The 26,029-nt window shown below is 38.5% G+C and carries 20 protein-coding genes and 1 pseudogene; 14 read left to right on the top strand and 7 right to left on the bottom strand.

Annotation, left to right across the window (positions count from 1 at the left end; all coding sequences use genetic code 11):
* Positions 1–15: 15 nt before the first annotated feature.
* Positions 16–1,317 carry an OprD family outer membrane porin gene (locus Aso01_RS12325; RefSeq protein ID WP_004932148.1) on the bottom strand — a complete coding sequence of 434 codons (1,302 nt, stop codon included), beginning with the start codon at positions 1,315–1,317 and terminating at the stop codon, positions 16–18.
* Positions 1,318–1,934: 617 nt separating this feature from the next.
* On the opposite strand from Aso01_RS12325, the gene Aso01_RS12320 reads away from it, so the two are divergent.
* Positions 1,935–2,747, top strand: a complete 813-nt coding sequence (locus Aso01_RS12320) for a TorF family putative porin (RefSeq protein WP_004932151.1) — start codon at positions 1,935–1,937, stop codon at positions 2,745–2,747.
* Positions 2,748–2,790: 43 nt separating this feature from the next.
* Here Aso01_RS12320 and Aso01_RS12315 read toward each other — a convergent pair.
* Positions 2,791–3,441, bottom strand: a pseudogene (locus Aso01_RS12315) (ATP-binding protein); the annotation flags it as partial.
* Between the two features lie 114 nt (positions 3,442–3,555).
* Here Aso01_RS12315 and Aso01_RS12310 point away from each other — a divergent pair.
* Genes Aso01_RS12310 through Aso01_RS12290 form a run of 5 tightly spaced genes read left to right on the top strand, consistent with a single transcriptional unit; the run spans position 3,556 to position 9,545 of the window.
* Positions 3,556–4,245, top strand: coding sequence for a heteromeric transposase endonuclease subunit TnsA (locus Aso01_RS12310; protein ID WP_004932157.1), 690 nt, complete (start codon positions 3,556–3,558; stop codon positions 4,243–4,245).
* A gap of 1 nt (position 4,246) precedes the next feature.
* Positions 4,247–6,136 (top strand): TnsB C-terminal domain-containing protein, encoded by a 1,890-nt coding sequence (locus Aso01_RS12305; protein WP_000999880.1) that lies wholly within the window; start codon positions 4,247–4,249, stop codon positions 6,134–6,136.
* Positions 6,133–6,984, top strand: coding sequence for a TniB family NTP-binding protein (locus Aso01_RS12300; RefSeq protein ID WP_004932160.1), 852 nt, complete (start codon positions 6,133–6,135; stop codon positions 6,982–6,984). Before Aso01_RS12305 ends, Aso01_RS12300 begins: the two co-directional genes overlap by 4 nt.
* Before the next feature lie 16 nt (positions 6,985–7,000).
* Entirely contained in the window at positions 7,001–8,086 is a 1,086-nt protein-coding gene (locus Aso01_RS12295) for a TniQ family protein (RefSeq protein ID WP_004932163.1), read from the top strand.
* Positions 8,087–8,102: 16 nt separating this feature from the next.
* The gene (locus Aso01_RS12290) at positions 8,103–9,545 is read left to right on the top strand and encodes a hypothetical protein (RefSeq protein WP_004932168.1); all 1,443 of its coding nucleotides are present in this window, start codon (positions 8,103–8,105) and stop codon (positions 9,543–9,545) included.
* A 124-nt stretch (positions 9,546–9,669) separates the two neighbouring features.
* On the opposite strand, the gene Aso01_RS16095 is transcribed toward Aso01_RS12290, so the two are convergent.
* The 3 genes from Aso01_RS16095 to Aso01_RS12275 form a co-directional block, all read right to left on the bottom strand.
* Positions 9,670–9,903 (bottom strand): hypothetical protein, encoded by a 234-nt coding sequence (locus Aso01_RS16095; RefSeq protein ID WP_004932169.1) that lies wholly within the window; start codon positions 9,901–9,903, stop codon positions 9,670–9,672.
* Positions 9,904–9,919: 16 nt separating this feature from the next.
* Complete coding sequence (locus Aso01_RS12280) at positions 9,920–10,801, bottom strand: CopD family protein (RefSeq protein ID WP_004932174.1); 882 nt, start codon at positions 10,799–10,801, stop codon at positions 9,920–9,922.
* A 67-nt stretch (positions 10,802–10,868) separates the two neighbouring features.
* Positions 10,869–11,249 carry a copper resistance CopC family protein gene (locus Aso01_RS12275; RefSeq protein WP_000689223.1) on the bottom strand — a complete coding sequence of 127 codons (381 nt, stop codon included), beginning with the start codon at positions 11,247–11,249 and terminating at the stop codon, positions 10,869–10,871.
* A 278-nt stretch (positions 11,250–11,527) separates the two neighbouring features.
* Between Aso01_RS12275 and Aso01_RS12270 the strand changes: the two genes are divergently transcribed.
* A complete protein-coding gene (locus tag Aso01_RS12270) occupies positions 11,528–13,885 on the top strand; it encodes a heavy metal translocating P-type ATPase (RefSeq protein WP_004932179.1) in 2,358 nt (785 codons plus the stop codon).
* 73 nt (positions 13,886–13,958) lie between these two features.
* On the opposite strand, the gene Aso01_RS12265 is transcribed toward Aso01_RS12270, so the two are convergent.
* Positions 13,959–15,332, bottom strand: coding sequence for a heavy metal sensor histidine kinase (locus Aso01_RS12265; protein ID WP_000149042.1), 1,374 nt, complete (start codon positions 15,330–15,332; stop codon positions 13,959–13,961).
* Positions 15,322–16,005, bottom strand: coding sequence for a heavy metal response regulator transcription factor (locus tag Aso01_RS12260; protein ID WP_004932182.1), 684 nt, complete (start codon positions 16,003–16,005; stop codon positions 15,322–15,324). The genes Aso01_RS12265 and Aso01_RS12260 overlap by 11 nt, the downstream gene beginning before the upstream one ends.
* Positions 16,006–16,153: 148 nt before the next feature.
* Here Aso01_RS12260 and Aso01_RS12255 point away from each other — a divergent pair, with 148 nt between their 5' ends.
* The 7 genes from Aso01_RS12255 to Aso01_RS12225 all read left to right on the top strand — a co-directional run bounded on the left by Aso01_RS12255 (position 16,154) and on the right by Aso01_RS12225 (position 26,014).
* On the top strand, positions 16,154–16,504 hold the full coding sequence (locus tag Aso01_RS12255; RefSeq protein ID WP_000853615.1) for a hypothetical protein: 351 nt from the start codon (positions 16,154–16,156) through the stop codon (positions 16,502–16,504).
* 81 nt (positions 16,505–16,585) lie between these two features.
* Positions 16,586–18,556 (top strand): multicopper oxidase domain-containing protein, encoded by a 1,971-nt coding sequence (locus tag Aso01_RS12250; RefSeq protein ID WP_000038713.1) that lies wholly within the window; start codon positions 16,586–16,588, stop codon positions 18,554–18,556.
* Complete coding sequence (locus Aso01_RS12245; RefSeq protein ID WP_000557535.1) at positions 18,543–19,463, top strand: copper resistance protein B; 921 nt, start codon at positions 18,543–18,545, stop codon at positions 19,461–19,463. The genes Aso01_RS12250 and Aso01_RS12245 overlap by 14 nt, the downstream gene beginning before the upstream one ends.
* A gap of 45 nt (positions 19,464–19,508) precedes the next feature.
* A complete protein-coding gene (locus Aso01_RS12240; RefSeq protein WP_000771461.1) occupies positions 19,509–19,970 on the top strand; it encodes a hypothetical protein in 462 nt (153 codons plus the stop codon).
* An 80-nt stretch (positions 19,971–20,050) separates the two neighbouring features.
* A complete protein-coding gene (locus Aso01_RS12235; RefSeq protein ID WP_000675248.1) occupies positions 20,051–21,355 on the top strand; it encodes a TolC family protein in 1,305 nt (434 codons plus the stop codon).
* Positions 21,355–22,854, top strand: a complete 1,500-nt coding sequence (locus Aso01_RS12230) for an efflux RND transporter periplasmic adaptor subunit (RefSeq protein WP_004932191.1) — start codon at positions 21,355–21,357, stop codon at positions 22,852–22,854. The genes Aso01_RS12235 and Aso01_RS12230 overlap by 1 nt, the downstream gene beginning before the upstream one ends.
* Positions 22,855–22,867: 13 nt before the next feature.
* On the top strand, positions 22,868–26,014 hold the full coding sequence (locus Aso01_RS12225) for an efflux RND transporter permease subunit (RefSeq protein ID WP_000561669.1): 3,147 nt from the start codon (positions 22,868–22,870) through the stop codon (positions 26,012–26,014).
* Positions 26,015–26,029: the final 15 nt, after the last annotated feature.

Raw genomic sequence — 26,029 nt, 5'->3', positions numbered from 1 at the left:
AGGGCTTTTTATGACTTAAAGGAACTTGATTGGGAAATCAATGAAAATACGCGTTTCGTTGGTATCTCCATAACCATTCGCTCCGACATCGCTTTCACGCAAAATCGAGTAACGTGCACGGATTTTTAAATCCTTGGCAAAACCGCTTTGAACGGTATAGCTCAATTGGTTAAAGAACTCACGCTCGTTGGCATTGTCAATGTTAGTGCCGATCACATCGATATCCCAGCCATAAACAAATGCAGTGGTCCACTTCAAGCCTGGTACGTTATACGCGCCCAAATCGAGGTTATATTGCAATTGAACTGATTTCTCGCCTTTGCTGTTAAAGTCTGAAAGGTAAGAGTTTGGCAAATAAATACTTTGACCACCGTCTTGGTTGGCACCGTAGTCATAGCCAATACCACCGGTATTTTGCTGGTAAGCACCCATCACTGAGTGTGCACCTTGACTATATGTTGTAGAGAAGGCCCAGATATAGTTATTGAGATCTTCTGTACGTGTATTTGGTCCACCTGAGAAATAAGTGTCTGCACCTGGCTTAAATTTTGTGCTATAACCGGCCCACTCGTAACTGAGAGAACTGTCATTTGCCAGTGGTTGCTTATAAGCAGCACTTACGTAATGACGCTCAATTTTATCTTTGATATCAGCGCCGTAATACGAAGCATTCAACTGATCGTTAAATTTGTATTTTGCACCCCACACATACGCACGATCAAGATGGTTTTGATCAGTTGCAATGTGCTCCGGCAATTGGTTCTTGGTAAATTTACCTGCAACAAGCTCAAGATCTTTAATTTCATGGCTGGTAATCAAAGTCCCTTCAAAATACTCTGGCGTGTTACGAGTGGTCATGCTGGCCAAAACAGGTAAATCAAGCACCTGAGTACCGTAGGTTAAGGTGGTATTCGACGCACGTGCTTTTACAAAGCCACCACCACGTGTCCATTGATCGTATGGATCAACGCGACCGTTGGCATCACGAGCACCATTATTTTTCAGTGCAACCATGCTGTTGCCAGAATGATAATTATCGCCCAACTTAAATGAAAAATCGCCGACTACACCAGCAGCAAAACCAATCGGACCTTGAGTAAAACCAGACTCAAGATTCAGCACCGCCGATTGAACCCAAGAATTTGTATCTTTCAGTCCTTTCTTTTTATCGCGCTGGATAAAACCGTTGCGGAGTAAAACAGAACCCTGAGCACCTTCAACAAATCCTTTTGCATCGCTTTGTTCGCTTGCATATGCTGAAGTAATAAGTACAGCGTTGATCACAACTGCTAACGTAAGCTTTTGTGCTTTTAGCATTGAATACCTCGAGAAGATAAATTGTAATTTTTGTTTCTAAGAAGGCTTAGAAAATCACAAAATTGTATAGATAATCTATAGAAAAGATACATTTTTTATCAACATATTTTTCGCATTGTTTTCCAGTTTTCTACATAATCCTTGCAATTTATATATTTAGTTACATGTAGGCGAGATTATTTTTGCTTAAAAAATACGCATCAAATAATTTTATTGCATATTTTTTGTGCGCAAATGCAGTTTATTGCTTATAAAGTGAGCAATCTTGGTGCATTCAAAATTATTTTGTTACAGCTAATGGATTTAACGCTTTAAATACCGCTCAATTTTTTTTATATCTATCTTGTGAAAAATGCACCATGCTGTGTCCGACTGAACCATAAGTAACAATTTGTACAACGTAAAAAATCGTACAACCAGATATTCAATTGAAAGCTTTGATTCAGGGTTAAAATAAAAATCAAAAATAACGCCTTGTTTAACTTCAAAAAATCTCTTTTACGAGCCGCATTTTCGCGAGTTTTTTCAAACTTGGCATAGCATTTGCTAAATCTTTATCGATCCAAGTCAAAAAATCAAAAGTCTGTTGGTCATGCCCAACACGGGGGAGAATTACAATGAAAAAATTTGCATATCAAGTCGCAGTTCTAGCCAGCTTGGCAGCAAGTACAACTGCGGTGATGGCAGAAGACAAGCCGACAATGGCAGGTTTTTCGGTATCTGGGAACGTGGCTGCAACAACTGACTATCGCTTTCGCGGGGTAACACAGAGCTCGAATAATCCTGCAATTCAGGGTGGTTTTACTCTTAACCATGAATCTGGTGCTTATCTGACGCTTTGGGGGTCAAGTGTCGATTTCGGTATTAAAGGAAATTCGACTGAAACCGATGCATCGCTCGGTTATGCCAGCTCTTTTATGCTTACACCAGACTATAAAGTCGGCTATGACGTCGGCGTGACTTACTATGGTTATATTGGCGCAAAATCTAACTTTACCAACCCGTACAACAACAAAACCGGTTTGGCCTTCACCGAAGTATATGGTAAATTAATTTTTGCAGATACGCTACTTAAGGGCGACAGCATCACCACCGGAATCAATTACACGCCAGATTACTGGGGTCGCACCGATGATTTCTGGTACTTCAATGTCGGTTATAGCGCACCGATTGCAGACACAGGTTTTACCGGAATTGCATCTTTAGGCTACAACAAATTTAAAAACAAAGAAGCACTGGCCGTGGTGGCAGGTGGTCCAGGTACCGACGACAGTTATCTTGATTACAAATTTGGTGTGCAATACAACATTTTGGGTGTAACGGCTGAATTGGCGGGTGTGGGTACCGACATCAGCACCTCTGGCATGACCGATGCCGGTAAAAAACCGTATGATTTGGGTGCTGTGTTAACTCTATCCAAAACTTTCTAATGGGTTAAATATAAAAAAGACCGCGCTATGCGGTCTTTTTTATTTAGCTCATATCGGTACGATACGATAATGCTTCATTCAAATGGTGCCGCTCAATGAGTGGACTTTGCTCCAAATCTGCAATGGTTCGTGCCACGCGCAGTACCCGATGATAAGCCCGAGCCGATAAATTGAGTTTTTGCTGCGCCAAAGACATAATTTTTTCAGTTGCAGGACTAAGCTGAGCAAATGCTTCAAGCTGTTTTGGTGATAGCGCCTGATTTAAGCATTGCTGGCGTTGGATCTGATAGTGATAAGCCTTTTGCACACGTGCGCGAACACTTGCTGAATCTTCAACAGGCGCCGTATTTTGTAGTTCGTGTGCTTGAAGTGGCGGTACATCAATATGTAAATCGATACGGTCGAGTAACGGGCCAGAAATTCGACCTTGATAACGCTTAATTGCTTCGGGTGTGCATTGACAGCGTTGATCCTGATTAAAGGCATAACCGCACGGACATGGATTCATTGCAGCGATCAATTGAAAATTGGCCGGAAATGAAATTTGACGTGCAGCTCTTGAAATCGTGATGGCTTTGGCTTCTAGCGGCTGCCTTAAAACCTCCAGCACCTTGCGATCAAACTCGGGCAGTTCATCCAAAAAGAGTACGCCCAAATGCGACAGCGTGATTTCGCCGGGCTTTGGGTTTGATCCACTGTCATTTACAAAGAACTATGCGACAATTTAAGCGTGAGTCAATAACTTAGAACGCTTTTTACAAAGAACTGTGCGACAAATCTTATAATGAACTATGCGACGGAACCAAGAATGTACAATCAATTATGCGACACGGTCAAGATCGTACCAGCTCGAAGAAAAATTGGTAATACACGTATCAGTGTATCCGGACTGTACCCTTTTAAAAAAGATTCTGCAGTTCCTTTTGAATCTACACTTGAACGAGATTTTCTCATCCGTTTAGAGGTTGATCCCAATGTTCTTGCTGTTGAGTCTCAACCATTTACTATTGAGTATGTTGATAATGGAAAGAAACGGGTTTATACCCCAGACTTTTTAGTAACATATAAACATGACAATTATCTCCCTTTTATCCATCCTAAATTAGTTGAAGTTAAGCCAGCAGCGGAGTTAGAACTTAATTTGAATCTATGGAAATCCAGATACCGTGCCGCTATGGCTATTTGCAAAGAAGAAGGTTGGAAATTCCACATTGCACATGAAGGACGTATTCGTGATCAAATATGGTCAAATGCTATGTTTCTGCAAAAATACCGAAAAATGTTCTTCTCTTTCGCCGATTCAAAATTTTTAATGGACTATGTAAGAGATAGAGAAGTTGTAACTTTTGACACACTTTTAGCTCGGCATTTTTCCGGTAAATGGGCTCGTGCAAATGGGATTAGTCAAATTTGGTATTTAGTTGCTCATGGCTTTTTAGCATGCGATTTGAGTCAACCTTTACTGCCTTCTACTGAACTTTGGATAAGTGGGAATTAAGATGAATGATAGACGTGTGAATATCAAGATTGCTGCTGGAGAGTCAGTTCAGGTAAAAGGTATACCGCATACAATTATTGAGATTATTGACCTTAAATCTGTCTTTGTTGAAAACAAGAATACGGGTAGAAAAGGTATTGCTGCCATAAGTGAATTACAGCCAGCATTGCCTACTGAAAAGTATGAAGATATAGATCTCATTCCTGATAAAGACTGGGAGGAAGCTGAAAGGCGCTTCAATATAATCCGCCCCTTTATTGAGGATGGGGTGAGTGGACGTAAGGAAGTGGAGTTACGTGCAAAGCAACATGATATAAATCCAGCAACTTTATACAGATGGTTAAAAATATATAACGCATACGGAACGATTGATGGACTGAGACCTAAAAAAGAGGGGTTGCCTCAAGGTCAGAAGATGATTAATAAGCATGCTGAAGCAATTATTGAAAAAGCGATTAAAGATTTATATCTGACTAATCAGAGAATAAGTGTTCAAAAAGTTGTACTTGAAGTGAAACGTTTATGTCATGAATATCATATTCTTGACGTCCCTCATGCAAATACCGTACGGAATCGTATAGCAGCAATCAGTCAAAGAGAAGTTCTGCGTAAAAGAGGACATAAAGAAAAGGCTAATAATAAATTTACCCCAGCCGCGGGAAAATTTCCTCATGCGGATTACCCGCTTGCAGTTGTTCAGATTGACCATACCCCAGTGGATCTAATTCTGGTGGATGATTTTAACCGACAACCTATTGGGCGTCCTTATCTAACTCTTGCAATTGATGTCTTTTCGCGGGTAATTGTCGGCTATTACCTGTCTTTAGATGCACCTTCGGTAATGTCTATTGCCATGTGTGTTTCTCAAGCAGTATTACCCAAAGAGAAATGGTTGGCTTTACGCAAGATCCAGGCTGAATGGCCTGTTTGGGGAATTATGAATACGATCCATGTAGATAATGGTCCCGAATTCCATTCAGAAACTTTCAGAAATGCTTGTATGGCACATGATATCCGTCTGGAATATCGACCTGTTAAAAAACCACGCTTTGGTGGACATATTGAACGTTTGATGGGTACTTTTGCTACAGATATTCATGCAGTACCAGGTACTACTTTTTCTAATATTTTTCAGAGAAAAGATTATGACTCTGATACTCAAGCCGTTTTTACATTTACAGAGTTTGAGGATTGGCTGATTGATTTTATCTGTAATGTTTACCATAAACGAAAACATTCAGCTTTAGGTACATCACCTCTACATGCTTTTGAACAGGGTATCTTTGGTGATAAGAATACTTTAGGTTCTGGAGCAGCCAGATTACCTGCAAATGATCATAATTTTTTCCTTGATTTTTTACCGAGTTTTGAACGAACAATCCAAACTACAGGTGTAACTATTGATGGGCTGTCATATTATGCGGATGTATTGAGAAGTTGGATCAATTCAATTGACCCTGATAACCATAAAGAGAAACGCAAGTTTATTTTTAGAAGAGATCCAAGGAATATTAGTGAAATATGGTTCTTTGACCCTGAAATAAAAAACTATTTTAAAGTTCCTCTAGCAGATCAAAGTATTCCACCCTTTAGTATTTGGGAACATAAAAAAATTCAGGAATTGAAAAAAGAAACTGGTGAATATTTAAAAGATCATGAGCTTGGACAGGCTTTAGCTAAACTGCGTGAACGAGTACAAGAAGCGAGTATTAAAACTCGTCGTGCTCGCAGAACATATCAGCGTAATACTCAACATCAACAGAGAATTAACCCTGCTTCAATTCAGGACAAAAAATCTCAATATGAGAGTACCGTTATGGATCAACAATTTGAAAGCTTATATGGGTTATTACCTTTAGATGAGGTAGAAAATGATGAGGATATTTCATGAGTAATTATCCACATATTTTCCAGGAATTTCGACCTATTGTTGACCAATCTAATGAGGACAGACTTTTTTTCCTCGAAGAGGACCGTTGGATAGGTTACCCAGCAGCGAATGATCTACTGGATCAATTAAAGGGCATGCTCGCTCTTCCAAAACGAAGTCGTATGCCTAATTTACTGGTGTTAAGTAAACCTAATAACGGTAAGACTTCAATTATTAACCAATTTTTTAAGCTCTATGGAGAGGGGTATACTAATGAGCTTAATAATGCAGTTAAACCTGTGATTGTTGTTCAAGCACCTGTTTCCCCTGATGAGAAAGCTTTATATATGGCTATCTTAGATAGATTTTGGGAACCCTTCCGCGAAAGAGATCCTGTTGCAAAATTAAGATACCAGGTTGTTCATTGCCTCAAGCTTTATGAGGTGAAGTTACTTATTATTGATGAAATGAACTCTTTGTTGTGTGGAACTCCTATTAAACAAAGAACAGTCATGAATGCGATCAAATATTTGTGTAATGAAACTCAGATACCTGTTGTTGGTTTTGGGACGGAAGAAGCTGTTCGGGTGCTATATACCGATCCACAGCATGTAAGCCGTTTTCGTGTTGTTAACCTTCCCTTATGGCAACTTGATAAAGAGTTTCAGGCTATGGTAAATAAATTTGAAAAAGTGCTTCCACTTAAACTGCCTTCAAGATTAGCTGAGCCAGCAACTGTAAAGTATTTACATGACATTACAGAGGGAAATTTAGGCAATTTACGTAGTCTTTTAAGGGAAGCTGCCAAGAAGGCTATCATTACTGGGCAGGAACACATTAATTACCAATTATTAGAAAGTGTAAAGTAACCCGTAGCATACAAGTATGGTTAAGATTGTAGGGACTCATTATTGGGTTATTCGTACACTTCCCTATGAAGATGAAGCCTTATCCTCATGGCTGATACGAATTTCCCTTGAGAGTGGTTGTGATCCACTGAGCTTAACTGGGCTACTTTGGCCCAAATGGAGAGCATGGACTGTAGACATTGATAAAGGACTTGATCAAGAATATTTAGATATATTAATCCGTAAGGTTGGTACCAGCCCGGATCACTTCAATCCCTCAACTTTTAAGACATTATTTCTACAAAATAGTGCAATAAATCTTGAACCATGGATATTAGCTTTAGGTACACGGAATCGTAAACATAAAAGTGGTTGGCAATATTGTCCCAAATGTTTGGAAAGTGATCCTGTTGCTTACTTTCGGCTGAATTGGCGGTATGTATTGCACGTGGGATGTGTTAAGCATAATCAGCGTTTATTAGATCAATGTCCCCATTGCCAGAAGGCTATTCAACCAAGATTATTGGAAGCTCCTGATCAGACACTATCTTGCTGTGCCCTATGTAAAGAGAAACTTTTTGATGTGAAAGCCGATGTCATAGATCGCAATGCTTTGGCATTACAGAAAGACTTTGATCTTTTTCTTAAGCAAGGATATGCAATTTATGATGATACTTTAATTCCTATATCAGAGTGGTTGAGTGTCATTCAGTTATTTAATCAATTTATTCGAAAAGTTCTTAGAAGTTCCTTAAATAGTAAAGGTTGGGCGTTTTTAAATGCGCTGGATATTATAGTTCCCCATCCTCAAATTTCCTTGACGGGTTTAGTCCTTAGTCAAAGTTCAGTATTAGAAAGGGAGAAAATATTTGCTTGTATTTCTCAACTGTTAAAAGTTTCCCAAAAAAAATTTATTGAAACAGCTCACTCTTTAAGTATGAATAGAGCCTCATTTTGGGATAAGAGATGTAAAATACCAGAAATATTAATACCCTTAGAAAAGCAACTATACAAGGTTTCTCGGGGGTATATATTAAAGGGTAATGTCTCAAGTACCCCAAGACCAATAGGTAAAAAAGCTATATTACGAAAAATGTGGAGATTGAAGCGAAAAATCTTGTAAATTGGGGGAAGATAAGATGCCTCAATGTGATGACTGTGGTCGCAGTGTGGAAAAAATTCATAAGAATTATAAATCGACTAAATTTTGCCATACATGTTATGTACGGGTTTTCAAAAAAAGAGCATGTTCATCCTGTGGAAAGCTTGCCAGGTTATATAAATATGATAACTCAGCTATCTGCCAAAAATGTGAAAATAATAGACCATGTATACGTTGTCAAAGAGTTGATTACTCTATCGGAAAAATTACAAAGTATGGTCCTGTTTGTTGTAGCTGCTCTGTTTATTTCAAGGAGTTTCAAGCCTGTGAGCGTTGTGGGTGCTTTTCCCAGAAACTCTCCAGAATCAGCCGCTTTTCAGATAATTTAAGAGTATGTCCTAAATGCGCAACTCGTGATTATAGAACTTGCCCAAGTTGTCGTAGGTATCGGCTACTTGAAGAAGATGTTAAATCAGGTCAGATGTATTGCAAGAAATGTTTGAATTCACCACCTCATTATTGTTTGATCTGTAAATTGAAGATTCCTGCTGGGCGCGGAAATTATTGTGAAAGCTGTTCCTGGCACCAGATTCTTGAAAGAAGAGTTGGGAAATTAGCAAATAATTTAGAAGATATACATCTCCAAAAACACTTTAAAAACTATATAAAATGGCTTGAACAACGAGTAGGTTCACATAAAGCAGCCTTATTTACTGCGAAACACATAAAATTCTTTGAAGAAACTGATGATCTTTGGATAGAGCAAGTTCCCGCTTATACCGAGCTTTTGGGAAGATTAAGAACAAGTGGTTTACGTAAGTTTGTATTACCTATGCAATGGTTAACTCAAGTACATCATCTTCAAGTAGATATACAGGCAAAAGAATTTTGTTCTGAATTGGACCAATTGAATAGGTTAAAAAATATTTGTCTAGAGCCCACTTTCCCCGCTCAAATTCTTCAAAAGTACTTTGACACGTTAATGAATAGAGTGAGCGATGGTACAACAACTATTCGCTCTGCCAGGCTAGCAATGAAACCAGCTTCAGCCTTGATGTTTCTGGTGAGTAATTCAAGATTTAACTTGCCACGGATATGGCATGTCAAACATTATTTGTCGCATCATCCTGGTCAAGCGGCTGAACTCATTGGCTTTATAATTTTTTTAAACCGGAATTATGATACTAATTTAAATTTTTCATTTATAAAGAATTCTAACTTTATAAAAGCAATAAAAAATCAGAAATTAGAAAAAGAAATTATTAAGTTAAGTAAATTAACCAAGAATAGATTTGAATTATTATTGTGGGTAAGACTTTGCTTAATGTATTTTCATAAGTTCGAGATTACCCATTCTAAGCAAATAGAACTAAATATGATCAATGAGATTGAAGATGGATTAGAGATTAGTTTCAGGAATGAGATTTTTTGGATACCTAAAATTAATAATTTTTTTGATATTAGCCAAGAATCAACATAGATACATTATCGAGAGGTCTTGCTAGATACAAGAAGATTTGAGAACTTTATCAAAAAATTAATTACTAGTTATTGATAGGGAGTAGAATCTTTCTATCCCCGAAATCAAGCCTACTTATCCATATTTATTTTGGATAAGACGTTTGTATTAGTCTTAAATTTTGTGGTTCCTCTTTCTTATCTGCATGATGGGCATGTGAACGTGAGCTCTCGTCTGAGTGGTCATGATCCGAAACTTTCCTCAGCTCACTGTCATCAAGCGCATGCATATGTTTAGCTGATGCTGGTTCTGCCCAACTCACAGTATTTACAACAAGAGATATAATTACGATACAGTTAACTTTCATCCATGAAGTCATTGCTTAGCTACTCCTATTACTCAATACCGACTACTGTTGTAATATACCCAGTCGTTAAAAGAATTGATAAACCTAGTGACATTTCAAATAAAATGGCATAACCCAATTGTTTTGCAAATTTTGGATCCTGTAAACGAGGAGTAAAATACCATTTATTAAAGGCAGCCAATAATAAAATACTTAAAACAAATATTATTTTAATAATGAATCCATGCCCATAAGGAGTATTCAGTAGAATATTGAAATCTTTAATGAGTAATAGAGCAATACTGGCACCACATGCAAGTAATATTCCTACCACAAAAGCAGCAATTCTTCCAAACAGATGCATGCGTTCTTTCAAGGGAAGACCAGTAATTTTTTTACTTGTTCTCCATAAAGGATAAAGTGATCCCATCCATAAAGACATTACAAGTACATGGATTGATAATAAAAATTGTGCGAATAAAGGTAAATTTGTAACATGACCAAGTTGAGAAAAACTAAAAACAATAGGCGTTAAAAGTATGAGAAATATTACTCCTTCAATTTTTGAAACCTGAGTAGTTCCTTTACTAAGTTTTATGATCATCAATAGAAGTAGAAGAGCAAAACTAATTGATCGAATAATATGAACGTGCCCTGTGGGAGTATTTATTAAAATGTTTATGTAGTTGCTATCCCACATGCCAGAAAGACCTGTATTGGCAAAACTTCCAATGAGAAGGAAGAAGCTAAGAATACTGGATATTAAACCCAATCCTGCACCAATAGTTATGTACTTCAGAATAGTCTGTTTAATTTCTACATAACGACCAAGTAAGAAATAACAGAAAGCGCCACCAACAACAAATGCAATACCTAAATATAAAACGATTTTAGCCAGCCATGTTGCGTATATCCAAGTTTCAGGAAGCATATTTTTCTCCATCGTTATAGCAACATGCCAGCAAATTGCTGGCATGTTTACTAATTTCGTTTTTATTTTATTTTGCTGCTTTAAGCGTGAAATTATATTCGCCATTCATGTTATGGCCATCTGCACCCATTGTGGTCCATACCACGGTATATTTACCTTTCTTAAGTTTAGGTACGGCCACTTCAAATGACTTTTTCATATCATGAGTTATTTTATAATTTAATGGGATATCCTTACGTTGGGCATCAAGCAATTTGACGTTCATTAACATAACCTCTTCACCAAAATTTAAAGTTATGTTTTGGGGTTGACTTGCTACAGAAGCATTAATAGCAGGTGTTGCACTTTCAAGTTTTACATGTGCAAACGCACTTGAAGCAGCTACAACCATAGTTGCACCAACTAATACATTGCGTAGAACTGATACTTTATTTTGGAAAATTTTCATTTCATCATCCTTCTAAAACTGATACATAGCTAAGTAATGACCCGTTGACGTTCATGAATAGATTGAGTTGATCATCACTCTTCGTATGCTTATTATTCAAGACAGATAGAAACGTCTTGATGACTCCAAAATTACATTTTTGTCATTTTTAAAATTGAAAACACACAAGTGTTACACTGACTTTATTGAAAATAATGGTCACTAAATGACCGGATAACGAAAAATTAGTTTAATCCTAATGAGCTCTTTATTTTGAGAATTAATATGAAGGAGGTTCTATGGACCATCATCATGAAGATAAGAATACTGGCAATAGACTTATTGACCCTGTCTGTGGAATGGCCGTAACGCAGGCTTCTAAACTTTATGAAAAAATTGACAGTAAAACATTTTACTTTTGCAGTGAAAAATGCAAGTTAAAGTTTGAAAATGATCCTTTGTTTTATATTAATGAAGAGGGTAAATCTTCTCCAACTAAAAAATCAATGAATAGAGCTGAAGTAGATTCAAATGAAATTACTAATTCAGCTCATGTAAATACTTCCACAATTTATACATGTCCCATGCATCCAGAGATTCGACAGAATCAACCTGGAAACTGTCCAATTTGCGGTATGACATTAGAGCCTTTACTTCCAAATTTAGATGAGGCTGATGAAAATCCTGAACTCAAGGACTTTAAAAGAAGATTTTGGTACACGTTACCTTTGACCGTTATCGTAATAACCTTGGCGATGTTTGGTCATAAATTAAACTGGTTTGAAATTAAAGTACAAACCTGGATTGAACTTCTTCTTACCTTGCCAATAGTTTTTTGGGCGGGATGGCCATTTTTTGTTAGATGTTGGCAATCAATTTTAAATCGTAGTCCGAATATGTGGACTTTAATTGGGATAGGGACCGGTGCAGCATTTATATACAGTCTCGTTGGAACTTTGGCACCGCAAGTATTCCCTGACTCTTTTATATCTATGGGACGTGTGGCAGTATATTTTGAAGCTACTGATGCTATCATTTCACTAACATTGTTAGGTCAAGTGCTTGAGTTAAAAGCTCGCTCGCAAACTTCGGCCGCGATTAAATCTTTGCTTGGGTTGGCGCCGAAAACTGCCAGAAAAGTAAATGACGATGGTAGAGAAGAAGATATTCCTCTTTCCCATGTACACGTTGGAGATTTGCTTAGAGTACGACCAGGTGAAAAGGTACCTGTTGATGGAATAGTTACTGAAGGTTCAAGTTCTATTGATGAGTCGATGTTAACTGGAGAACCCGTACCAGTTACAAAACGTGTGGGAGACCAGGTGATTGGCGCAACTATGAATATGAATGGTTCATTAGTGATGCGTTCAGAAAAGGTTGGGTCATCAACTGTACTCTCTCAGATCGTACAAATGGTGTCGCAAGCTCAACGTTCTAAAGCTCCAATGCAAAGAATGGCAGATCAGGTAGCAGGATGGTTTGTTATGGTGGTTATTGGTATTTCTATACTTACATTTTTGGGTTGGGGAATATTCGGACCGGAGCCGAGTTGGGTCTATGGGCTAATCAATGCTGTCGCAGTTTTAATTATTGCTTGCCCATGTGCTTTAGGATTAGCGACGCCTATGTCAATCATGGTGGCAACCGGTCGTGGTGCATCAAATGGTGTACTTTTTCGTGATGCTGCAGCTATAGAAAATTTACGGAAGATTGATACGTTAATTATTGATAAGACAGGAACCTTAACCGAAGGCCAACCTACATTTGATAAGATTATCCCTCTTTCTGGATATGAAGATAACGAGATTCTTCGATTAGCAGCTAGTCTGGATCAAGGAAGTGAACATCCTTTAGCCGATGCAATTGTACGTGCTGCCCGGGAAAGAGATCTTGCACTAACGAAACCGACATCTTTTGAGTCAGGGTCTGGTATTGGCGTTAAGGGTGAGTTAAATGGACATCAGTTATCTCTAGGTAATACCGCATTAATGGAACAACTTGGTATATCTGTTGATGCATTTATCAATGATGCTGAGAAGTTAAGAGCTGAAGGTGCAAGTGTTATGCATTTAGCTGTGGATGGGAAACTGATAGGTTTGATAGCTGTTTCAGATCCAATCAAAGCAAGTACACCTGAAGCTTTGCATTCATTAAAAAATTCTGGTTTAAGAATCGTAATGGCTACAGGCGATGGCTTAACAACAGCGAAATCAGTTGGTAGCCGTTTAGGTATCGATGAAGTTTATGGAGAAGTAAAACCCGCAGATAAATTAGAATTAGTTAAGAAATTACAAAAAGAAGGAAGAATCGTAGCAATGGCTGGTGACGGAATTAACGATGCTCCGGCTTTAGCGCAGGCTGACATCGGAATTGCAATGGGGACAGGAACAGATGTCGCAATGAATAGTGCTCAAGTTACTTTGGTAAAGGGTGATTTACGCGGTATTGAAATAGCCCGTACCTTGTCGGAGGCAACTATTAAGAATATGAAGCAAAACCTGATGTTTGCGTTTCTTTATAATGCGTTAGGTATCCCTTTGGCTGCTGGTATTTTATACCCATTTACTGGATGGTTACTTTCTCCTATGATTGCAGCGCTCGCGATGAGTCTAAGTTCAGCCTCGGTTATTGGTAATGCTTTACGGCTACGTAAATAAAATAGATGATTAACTGACTACTTATTATTTTAATTATTTGTAATAAGTAGTCAGTTTTTTATAGGATAATTAATTAATTTTTAAAAATAATTTTAAAAATTATACGTCCGTTATTATAGTCTGCTTGAATTGTTGCGCCATGGACATCAAGAATTGACTTTGTAATGGCTAAACCTAGCCCGGTGCCTTCCTCAACTCGTTGTCTCGATGCATCTGTACGATAAAAACGATCAAATAATCGGTTCAACTGCTCAGATGTTAATGGTGAACTTTCATTCTCAATTGTGAATATAGTGGTATCTATATTTTTTTGAAACTGAATTTTGATTACCGAATTTGGTTTGCCATACCTAATAGAGTTTGATAGCAAATTACTAAGTGCACGACGTAACATTGAAGGATCGCCCTCAACGTAACCTTGGCCAGTTTGCTTGAGTGACATTCCTTTTTCAGCAGCAATTGCATCATAAAAATCAAATAATGCTGAGACTTCCTTGACTAAATTCACTTGCTGTAAATTCGCTTTATGTAGGCCATGTTCTGCTTTTGCAAGAAAGAGCATATCGGATACCATTCGGGCTAAACGTTCAAACTCTTCCAAATTGGAAAATAGAATTTCCTGATAGGTACTAATATCTCGACTACGTGATAAACAAACTTGGGTTTGCGTCATCAAATTATTAATAGGTGTTCTGATCTCATGAGCTAGATCAGATGAAAAATCCGAGAGTTTCCCTACCGCTGTTTCTAGCCGGTCTAACATATCGTTGAATGCGATGGCTAATGATTTCAGTTCAGTTGGAGTACTGTCTACTTCTAATCGCTCAGAAAGATGCTGAGCCGAGATACCTTCTGCAACTTTCGCCATTTTTTGAACTGGTCGTAATCCTCTCCAAGCGGCAAACCAACCTAAAAACATTAAACAAATTGTGCCTACAACGCCGATATATAATAACTGTCGTCTAAAATCATTTAAAAAGTGTTGATGTTCAGATGTATCGATCCCCACAATAATTTGGGCTGATGGAATACTAATATTATTAAAGGACTTTTTATAAACTAAGCCCCGATAGATTTTTTTTTGAATTTCCCATTCTATCCAAGGGGCTTGTTTAGATTTGACTAACGTTTGCGTCTTTATGACTGCTGGTGCTGAACTAAAAATGATTTGGCCTGTTGGACGTTCTATTTGAACAATCAGATCATGATGACCTACTAAAGCATCTTTTAAATATGTATTTAATTCATGGGTATTTGTAGGGTTCTGTTCAAGTAAATTTTCTAAAAGCTGAATTTTTCCTTCTAACTGGGTCCGGTCCTGAGTTTCAAAATGATGCATAACAAGTTGATGAATGACCAGCCCCATAATCAATAAGATGATGACAGTTGATAGAGAAAAGATAATTGCAATACGGAAGCTAATTGCATTAAACAATTTATGAGTCATCTTCTACCTCTAAGACATATCCCATCCCCCGGATGTTTTGAATTAACTTAGGGGTGAAGTTGCTATCTATTTTATTTCTTAACCGTTTAATAGCGACTTCAACTACATTGGTATCACTATCAAAATTCATGTCCCATATTTGAGAAGCAATTAAAGCACGAGGTAGAATTTCTCCACGTCTACGCATAAATAATTCCATCAATGCAAACTCTTTGGCTGTTAGGTCAATACGTTGCCCTGCACGAGTAACACGACGTTTACGTAAATCAAGTTCAAGGTCTGCAATAGTGATTAGGTTGCTATCTTCTTTTTGTTGTCCCCGACGGAGTAAGCTCTTAATTCGAGCCAGTAGCTCTGCAAAAGCAAAAGGCTTGACAAGATAATCATCAGCCCCTAATTCTAACCCTTTCACTCGATCATCAATTTGATCTCGGGCTGAAAGAAAAAGAATAGGCATGCTTTTACCGCTTTTTCTAATGTCATTAATGATATTCCAGCCGTCCAACTTAGGTAACATTACATCTAGAATAATTAGGTCATACTCTTCAAAAAGAGCCTGGTGTTTTCCTGTTAATCCATCTGTAACCCAGTCAGTAATATAGCCAGCTTCAGAAAGGCCTTGTTTAAGATAATCACCAGTTTTTTGTTCATCTTCAACTAATAAGATTCTCATTTATAAAAACCTGATTGCATTAATTAGGATCATAATAACGTTATAAATCCGTGATTCGGCGTAGATTACAAAAATGTCATTTTCATGTCATATAGATGTTTAGTGCCGGCCTTTAATGTATTCATATGAGCTAATCTTGGAGCAAAAAATGAAAACTTTATTTCGTCGTAGTTTAACTACTTTTTTATGTGTTGGGTCTTTGTTCGCTGGAACTCAGTCTTGGGCTGCAGAGGCTAAACAGACCAGTACAGTAAGTACTGCTGTTCAAGCAGATATCAAAGAACAAGGTAAGTGTCAAAAACCCTGTGATATGAAGAATGATAAAACAACTCAACAGGATCATAGCCAGCACGACCACAGTAAAATGTCCGATATGTCCCAAATGGATCATTCTAAGATGATGAATATGGACCCTTCTAAAATGGGAAATATGGATCACTCAAATATGATGAACATGGATCACTCTAAAATGAACATGTCAAATACATCAAATAAATAAAGAATACGATAAATGAGAGATTGGGGGTAAAGCAGTTAAACATGTTTTATCCCTTATCTTGATATCCGATAGGTGAAGTAAATGTCTAAAAAATTAAGTCATGTCTTTTTAATAGGAATCGGTTTATTTTCGTCGACTTGGGTTATGGCCGCGGTTAAAGAATATGATTTAACTATTGCTGAACAGACGGTGAATATAACAGGTAAGCCTTTAAAGCGAATTACGGTAAATGGTAAGTTTGTTGCACCTCTTCTTGAGTTTGAGGAAGGTGATGATGCTGTTATTCGTGTACATAACAAGTTAAAGAACCAAGATTCATCTATTCATTGGCATGGTTTAATCTTACCTGGCATCATGGATGGTGTTCCTGGATTTAATCAGTTTGATGGTATTGCACCAAATAAAACTTATGAATACAAATTTAAAGTCCGTCAAAATGGTACTTATTGGTATCACTCACACAGTAAAGGACAAGAACAGGATGGCCTATATGGCCCCCTCGTGATTTATCCAAAAAATAAAGTACCTTTATCAGCTGGAGAAAAGGCTGATAGAGATTACGTAGTCCTACTATCTGACTTTCATAATTCGACTAGTGGTCAAATTATGAGTAATCTCAAAAAAGAGGCTGATTATTACCAAAATAGAAGAGAAACGGTTTTTGATGTTTTTAAACAGATTAAAAAAGATGGCTTAAAAGCAACATGGCAAGATCGCTCTATGTGGAATCAGATGCGAATGCTTAAGACAGATATGTCTGATGTAACAAAGTATACGTTCTTGATGAATGGTAAAACCCCGGAACAAAATTGGACCGGAAATTTTAAAGAAGGAGAAAGAGTTCGTCTCCGCTTCATTAATGCATCTGCAATGTCTTTTTTTGATGTAAGAATTCCTAATCTAAAAATGACAGTAGTTAGTGCAGATGGCCAGCCAGTGAAGCCTGTACCAGTTGATGAGTTTAGAATTGGAACAGCCGAAACGTACGATGTTATCGTAGAACCAAAACAGGCAAATTATCAGATAGAGGCTGAATCTATCGATCGTAGTGGTTTTTCTATTGGTACATTACATAATGAAAATACCTTACCTGTAAAAAATATTTTGATGCCAAAACCACGTCCACGTTCTTTATTGACTATGGAGGATATGGGTATGGGGCATGATATGTCTTCAATGGAAGGTATGAACCACGATATGTCTTCTATGGGAAGCAATTCAAAAGACCAGTCAATGTCCGGAATGAATCATGACATGTCTTCAATGGAAGGTATGAATCACGATATGCCTTCAAAGGGAAGCAATTCAAAAGACCAGTCAATGTCCGGAATGAATCATGACATGTCTTCAATGGAAGGTATGAATCACGATATGTCTTCAATGGGAGGCAATTCAAAAGACCAGTCAATGTCCGGAATGAATCATGACATGTCTTCAATGCAAGGCATGACACATAATATGGAAATGAATACTGCAATGACCTCACCAACACAAGTGAAAAATGGTGAAAATGTTTACGGTTGGGCGAATGCATCAACTCCAGCTGGTCTAAAAGCACTTCAATATAGTGATTTACAGTCATTAACGCCCCAAAAAGATACTCGTGCTCCAGAACGTGAAATTGAAATTCGTTTAGGTGGAAATATGGAGCGCTATATTTGGACAATTAATGGGAAGAAGTTTAATGAAACTGAACCATTCAAGGTTAAATATGGTGAGCGTATACGCTTGAAATTCGTGAACGACAGTATGATGGCTCATCCAATGCACTTACATGGCATGTTTATGCAACTAGAAAATGGCCAGGATGCTAGTAATATGCCAAATAAACATACTGTAATTGTCCCACCAGGTAAAACAGTTACAACCTTATTAACGGCAGATGAGTTAGGTGAATGGGCTATCCATTGTCATTTACTCTATCACATGTCTGCTGGGATGATGAATAAGCTTATTGTTGCAAATGTCGATAGCAATAGTTCTGATTCAAAAGATGTTGTTGCTCAACCTATTAATAATGATAAGGGGGTAAATCAACATGCACACCACTAAAAAACTCTATTCTAAAACACTTGTATCTTTAGCCTTGTTAGGATTAACAAGTGTTGCCTTTGCCAATGATCCATCTACCGGAAATCAAGTAAATAGCTCTCAATCAGAAAGTATGAGAGTGCTGTTAAAAGAACCAGGTGGGTTAGGTTATGCTGAAAGGAATACTTATCAAAAAACAACTTCTGGTAATGATGGAGATAATAGTACAGGGTTTGAAACTGTAATTTCCAATGGTCAGAATCATGATAAGCATCTTAAAGAACATGGTGGACAAATTTTTCAAACAACAAAGTTTGAGAATGAATGGACTGTGGATGAAGATGGTAAAGGTGCCTTAGGTTCAAAAATTGAAACTTTAATAGGTACAGATGAAAATCGCCTATTTATTGAAGCGAATTTGGATAAGTCAGAAAGCCATGACCCCAAATATGATGTGTCAGCACTTTATAGCCGCAATGTAGCACCTTTTTGGGATTTACAAGCTGGGGTGAGATACAGTGAAGATAAAAATAACAGCAACAGCGATCGAGTTGATGGTGTTATTGGGGTATTAGGGCTAGCTCCTTATTTCTTTGAAACCCAAGCTTATTTATATGGTGGGGAAAATAACTTTTGGGGAGCAAGTTTTGAAGTCGAACGTGATTTCTTGTTAACCCAGAAATTGATTACCCAACCTTACCTAGAAGTAGATGCTGTATTTAGTGATGATTCTAACTATGCTGCAAAATCAGGTTTATCAGAATTAAAAACTGGTATTAAAACGCGGTATGAGATAACTAAAAGAATCAGGCCTTTTATTGATGTGGCTTATCAATATGAAAAAGGACAAAAAGCTACCACTATGCAAGAAGCTACTGAGTCTGAAAAAGGTTGGAAATATGGTGCAGGTATCGAATTAGTTTTTTAAGGTGATATGACTTAGTATCATGAATGATAGCTTTGGCTATCATTCATGAAATTATTGCTATTTAATTTCGAATCTGTAAAACTAAAAAAGCTTAAATTTGGGTCTAAATCTATGCAGTGGTTAAAGACATGCCTATCGCTGTTTTTATCGTTTGCTATCCTGTTCGTCGGATCGGCTGCTGTTGCTTCGTCTGTACATAAGCGGTGTTTAATGCCATCTGAACAGATGCAACCTATACCAATGGAAGCATCTCAAAATCAGGATACAATGCACACTGATTGTATGAAAATAGAGACAAAGGCCAAAAAATCTTTACATGATCCATCCTGTATGTCTGAGCAGGAGTGCATTATGTCTTTTGCCAAGATTGCGTATACCCCTTCTCCACAAGAATTTCTGTACGCAAAGGTGTTCCCTCCTATAGAGCGATCGGCTTTTTATTCTCTGGATCAAAACCTTCCTGCTCCTTTTCCTTCAGTTCTCTGGAAACCCCCACGCTCTAACTAATTTGATGATTCATCGTCATTCATAGCATTTTTTATGGATGTTCTGCGCGTGCGCGTGTATATCATTTTAGAGCTAAAAATATGAAATTTTATAAAGAAAAGCTATCTCGCAGGGTGAGATGGCCGATAGGTGTGATCTGTTTTTCTCTAGTCTATGGTCAAGTCTATGCCCAGCCACTGACTTTGGATACAGCTTTGAAGCTTGCTGAGCAATATGCTCCAACTTTAAGAGTAAATAGTGCCCAAATTGAAGGGGCTGAGAATGTAGTTTTAGCTTCAGGTATTTTACCCAACCCTAAATTATTTGTCGGTTTGGAGAATTATCCTATATCTGGTGATGCGTCATGGTCAGTCACACAAGATGGCATGACCATGCAGAAAATTGGCGTTATGCAAGATTTTCCAAACCGCGCCAAAAGACAAGCCGAGGTCGAGTTAGCAAAAGCTGAATTGGGTTCAGTCACTGCTCAAACTGAGATTCTACGTATTGAGTTACGTCAAAAAGTTGCATCTGCTTGGTTTAAACGTTTTTATCTTGAGCGTAAATTGGCGCTATACGATGAACTGTTTTCAGAGAATCGATTACTTTCTCAGATGACCCAAACACAGGTCACCTCTGGTCGGACAATGGTTGCTGATGCACTTGATCCAAAACAAGAAGCCACGGTATTGCTTGACCAGAAGGATGATTTGCTTCGTGATTTAAATAAAGCCAAGCTAGAGTTGCATCGCTTGATCAGTGCAGAGCCTACCGAAAACCTTACTCAAATTGAAACCTTACCTGACCAAGCTCCATCCATCCATCTTGATTCATCAAAGTTATATCATCATTTGCATCAACATCCTGAATTAAAAGCATTTCAGGCAGAAAAGAAAACTGCTGAAGCAAAACTGAAGCAAGCTCAGGCTTTACAGAAACCAGATTGGGGGATTGAGCTTGCTTATCAGCATCGAGCACGCGAATTTGGCGATATGATCGGGGTTCAACTCACAACAGAGCTTCCAGTATTTTCAAAAAGACGTAGTGGGCCGCTCGTTCAGGCAGCTTTAGCCGAACAAAACCGGATCATTGCCGATCAAGAAGTTCAATACCGTGAACATCTCACCATGCTGGATGATGGGTTATCTGATCTTGATGCGCTTGATCAGCAAATTAGACGTGCAATGCAAATAAGTATTCCACTCGCTAAACAAAAAGTGGGTTTACAGTTGGCAAGCTACCAAGCTGGTAAAAGCAATTTGTCTGATGTTATTACTGCCCGACAATCTCTTTTAGAACAACGTTTGCGTCTCATTGATCTCCAACAACAACAGGCTGTGACTAAAGCCCAACTTTATTTTGCCTTTGAAGAACCAACCTTAAACTATGTTGAGGAGCAGCCATAATGTTAAGAAATAAATTGGCAGTGACTGTCATAGGAGTTGCCACAATTAGTTTGGTTGCAGGTGGTGGTGCTGGATATTGGATAGCACATCAGAAAGACAATCCTCAATCTACTTTAGCGGGTCAGCAACAGGATGCCAAAGTGTTGTATTGGTACGACCCAATGAAGCCTGAACAGCATTTTGATAAGCCAGGTAAGTCTCCATTTATGGACATGCAACTGGTACCTAAATATGCAGACGAAAATACTGCGATGACGGATGAAAGTCGTCCTACAGTCAAAATAGATCCATCTCTTCAACAAAATTTAGCCATCCGTTACGGCACTGTTGAACAGGCTGTAATTGGAAATGCCATGTTTACTAATGGCATATTACAAGCAAATGAACGGCAAACAGCTATTTTACAAACTAGAGCAAGTGGCTTTGTTCAGCGAGTGTATGGGCATGCTGTTGGAGATATGGTGACCGAAGGAAGCCCTATAGCTGATATTTCAATACCCGAATGGACTGGAGAGCAAACTGAATTTTTAGCTGTGCTCCGTACTGGAGATCGTTCCCTTATTCAAGCAAGCCGTCAACGTTTGCAGCTTTTAGGAATACCACAAAATGTGATTCATCAAGTTGAGCGAACTCGTCGAGTGCAATCTAATATAACTTTGCAAGCTCCCATTAGTGGATTTATTGATTCACTAGAAGTCCGCAATGGTATGGCTTTGGCTATGGGACAAACCTTGGCCACAATTAAAGGTATCAACCCGATTTGGCTAGAGGCAGCCGTTCCTGAAAAACAAATTGCTGGAATCAAACGAGGTATGAGTGTAGAAGCCAATTTTGCTGCTTTTTCTCAAAAAGTAACTGGCAAAGTTATCGACATTTTGCCTACCTTAGATACAACATCAAGAACTATTAAAGTTCGGATTGAATTACCAAATCCTAGTGGTCAACTTAAGCCAGGGATGTTTGCTTCTGTCAATATAATAAATAATCCCCAAAGCAGTTTGGTTGTACCAGAGCAAGCTGTTATACGGACAGGTACTCGGAATGTTGTCATTGTAGGGCGTGAGCAAGGGCGTTTTGAACCAGTTGTTGTACAGTTAGGGCAAAGTGATGGCAATAAAATTGCAGTCCTACAAGGGTTGAAAGCTGGTCAGAGAGTAGTGATTTCAGGACAATTTCTGATTGATTCTGAAGCAAATTTGCAAGGCATATTGGATAAGCTCAACACTGGGCAACCAATTACATCATCTCAAACGATTAAGAGGTCAACATATCAAGGTCTTGGTAAAGTTGAAAAAGTCACAAATCAAGATATTACCATTTCACACCAAGCTATTCCTGAGTTGGGCTGGGGTGCTATGACCATGATCTTTAAACAGCCAGTACAACCATTTATCCGAATTCAGCAAGGTGACCAGGTCAACTTTAGTTTTACAAAAGTTGGAAATTCTTATGTCATTTCTGACATTTCAAAGATGTCTATGGCATCTATGAAGAACTAACGGGAGAACTATTATGATCGCCCGTATTATTCGTTTTTCAATTTTGAATCGTGTATTTGTCTTATTGGCAGCTTTAATTCTGGCAGCTTGGGGTGTTTGGGCTGTAAAAAATACTCCGGTTGATGCTTTACCGGATTTATCTGATGTACAAGTGATTGTCAGAACTAATTACCCAGGTCAGGCACCACAAATTGTTGAAAATCAGGTGACGTACCCTTTAACAACAACCATGTTATCAGTGCCCGGTGTTAAAACGGTTCGTGGTTATTCTTTTTTTGGTGATTCATTTGTATATGTCATTTTTGATGAACATACCGATCTTTATTGGGCCCGTTCGCGTGTATTGGAATATCTAAACCAGATTCAGGGAAAAATGCCTGCAAATGCGAAATCTTCATTAGGGCCAGATGCCACAGGCGTTGGCTGGGTTTATGAATATGCGTTAGTTGATCCAACAGGACAACATGACCTTTCACAACTGAGAAGCATACAAGACTGGTTTTTAAAGTATGAACTAAAGACATTACCCAATGTGGCTGAAGTTGCTACGATTGGGGGAATGGTGAAGCAATATCAGGTTGTTTTAGATCCAAGTAAAATGGCCGCCTTAGGAATTACTCAAAACAATGTCATTGAAGCGATTCAAAAGGCCAATCAAGAAACCGGTGGTTCAGTTCTGGAGATGGCTGAAACTGAATATATGGTACGAGCTTCTGGTTATTTAAAGACATTAGAAGATTTTCGACAGATCCCGATAAAAACAAATAGTTTTGGGATTCCTGTTACTTTAGGCGATGTTGCAACTATTCAACTCGGACCGGAAATGCGTCGTGGTATCACTGAGCTGAATGGACAAGGTGAAACTGTTGGCGGTGTTGTGATTTTACGGGCCGGTAAGAATGCACGTGAAACGATTACTGCTGTGAAAGCAAAACTGGCTGAATTGCAACAAAGTTTACCTAAAGGAGTGCAAGTTGTTCCTGTATATGATCGCAGTAAACTGATTGATCGGGCAGTCGAGAATCTCAGTCATAAATTAATTGAAGAATTTATTGTCGTGGCTTTAGTCTGTGGACTTTTCCTCTGGCATTTACGATCAGCAATGGTAGCTATTGTTTCTTTACCACTTGGGATTTTGTCGGCTTTCTTAGTCATGTACTATCAGGGCCTAAATGCCAATATCATGTCATTGGGGGGGATTGCCATTGCTATTGGTGCTATGGTTGATGCAGCGGTTGTGATGGTTGAAAATGCACATAAGCATATAGAGACTTGGCAGCATGAACATCCCAATCAAGTATTAGAAACTCAAGCACGCTGGAATATTATTGCCCATTCCGCCAGTGAAGTTGGTCCTGCTTTATTTTTTTGCTTACTTATCATTACCTTATCTTTTATTCCTATTTTTACTTTACAGGCACAAGAAGGACGTTTGTTCTCGCCTCTGGCGTTTACCAAAACCTATGCCATGGCAGCGGCAGCTGGTTTATCCATTACCCTGATTCCTGTTTTAATGGGTTATTGGATCCGCGGGAAATTACCTTCAGAACAGCGTAATCCATTGAACCGTTTCCTCATCAAAATATACCGACCTATGTTGGATCAGGTTTTAACTCATCCAAAGACCACTTTATTTGGTGCGTTGCTAATTTTCCTTATTAGTCTTTTTCCTTTAACGCGATTAGGTGGAGAGTTTCTACCGAATATGGATGAAGGTGATTTACTGTATATGCCTTCAGCTTTACCAGGATTGTCCGCAGCCAAGGCCTCAGAACTGTTACAGCAAACAGATCGAATGATTAAAACGGTTCCAGAAGTTGCGACAGTATTTGGTAAAGCAGGGAGAGCTGAGTCAGCAACAGATCCTGCGCCTTTAGAAATGTTTGAAACCACGATTCAGTTCAAACCACGATCTGAATGGCGCTCAGGTATGACACCTGACAAGTTGATCAAAGAATTGGATAAGGCTGTTCAAGTACCGGGTTTAACGAATATTTGGGTGCCACCTATTCGTAACCGGATTGATATGTTGGCAACTGGGGTGAAAAGCCCAATCGGGATTAAGATTTCAGCAAATGATCTGCAAGATATTGATCGGGTAGCACAGCAAATTGAACAAGTGGCTAAACAGGTACCCGGTGTTAGCTCGGCTTTAGCTGAACGACTCACAGGTGGTCGATATGTTGATGTCGATATTAACCGTATGCAGGCTGCACGATATGGCCTCAATATCAACGATGTACAGCAAATTGTATCATCTGCGATTGGTGGGGAAAATATTGGAGAAACTGTTGAGGCATTAGCAAGATTTCCTATTAATGTACGTTATCCACGAGAGATTCGAGACTCACTGGAAGCTTTGAGAAATTTACCGATTGTAACTGAATCTGGACAACAAATTGTATTAAGTAGTGTTGCCAATATTCAAATTACAGATGGCCCTCCAATGCTAAAAAGTGAGAATGCTCGCCCAAGCGGTTGGGTTTATGTAGACGTACAGGGACGTGACTTAGCTTCGGTTGTGCAAGATTTGAAGCAATCTATTGATCAAAAAGTAAAACGCTCCTCTGCCATGAGCATTAGCTATTCAGGGCAGTTTGAGTTTATGGAACGTGCTAATGCGCGTTTAAAAGTCGTCATTCCAATTACATTGATGATTATTTTTCTACTGCTCTATTTGATTTTTAGACAAGTACAAGATGCGGTTCTGATTATGGCAACGCTACCTTTTGCTTTGATTGGTGGTATATGGGCCATGTATTTGAGCGGTTTTCACTTTTCAGTTGCGATTGCAGTTGGTTTTATCGCACTTGCAGGTGTTGCTGCTGAGTTTGGTGTAGTCATGTTGTTCTATTTGAAGCAAGCAGTTGAACATGCACAGCAAAACCTATCTTCTTCAACGGCACCCTTAACGGAGCAACAACTCAATGAGGCAATCCGAACAGGAGCTGTACTACGCGTTCGTCCTAAAGCCATGACGGTTGCCGTCATTTTGGCAGGCTTAATTCCTATACTTTTAGGGACTGGGACAGGTTCTGAATTGATGAGCCGTATTGCTTTACCTATGGTTGGGGGTATGATTTCAGCTCCTCTACTGTCAATGTTTGTTATCCCAGCTGCATATCAGCTTTTAATCAAAAGAAAACTATCAACACATTGATCGTTTTATTATTTC

The sequence above is a fragment of the Acinetobacter soli genome (assembly GCF_000760595.1).
GTDB classification, from domain to species: Bacteria; Pseudomonadota; Gammaproteobacteria; order Pseudomonadales; family Moraxellaceae; genus Acinetobacter; species Acinetobacter soli.
The sequence above is the reverse complement of the archived record's forward strand: the minus strand, read 5'-3'. Positions and strand labels throughout refer to the sequence as shown.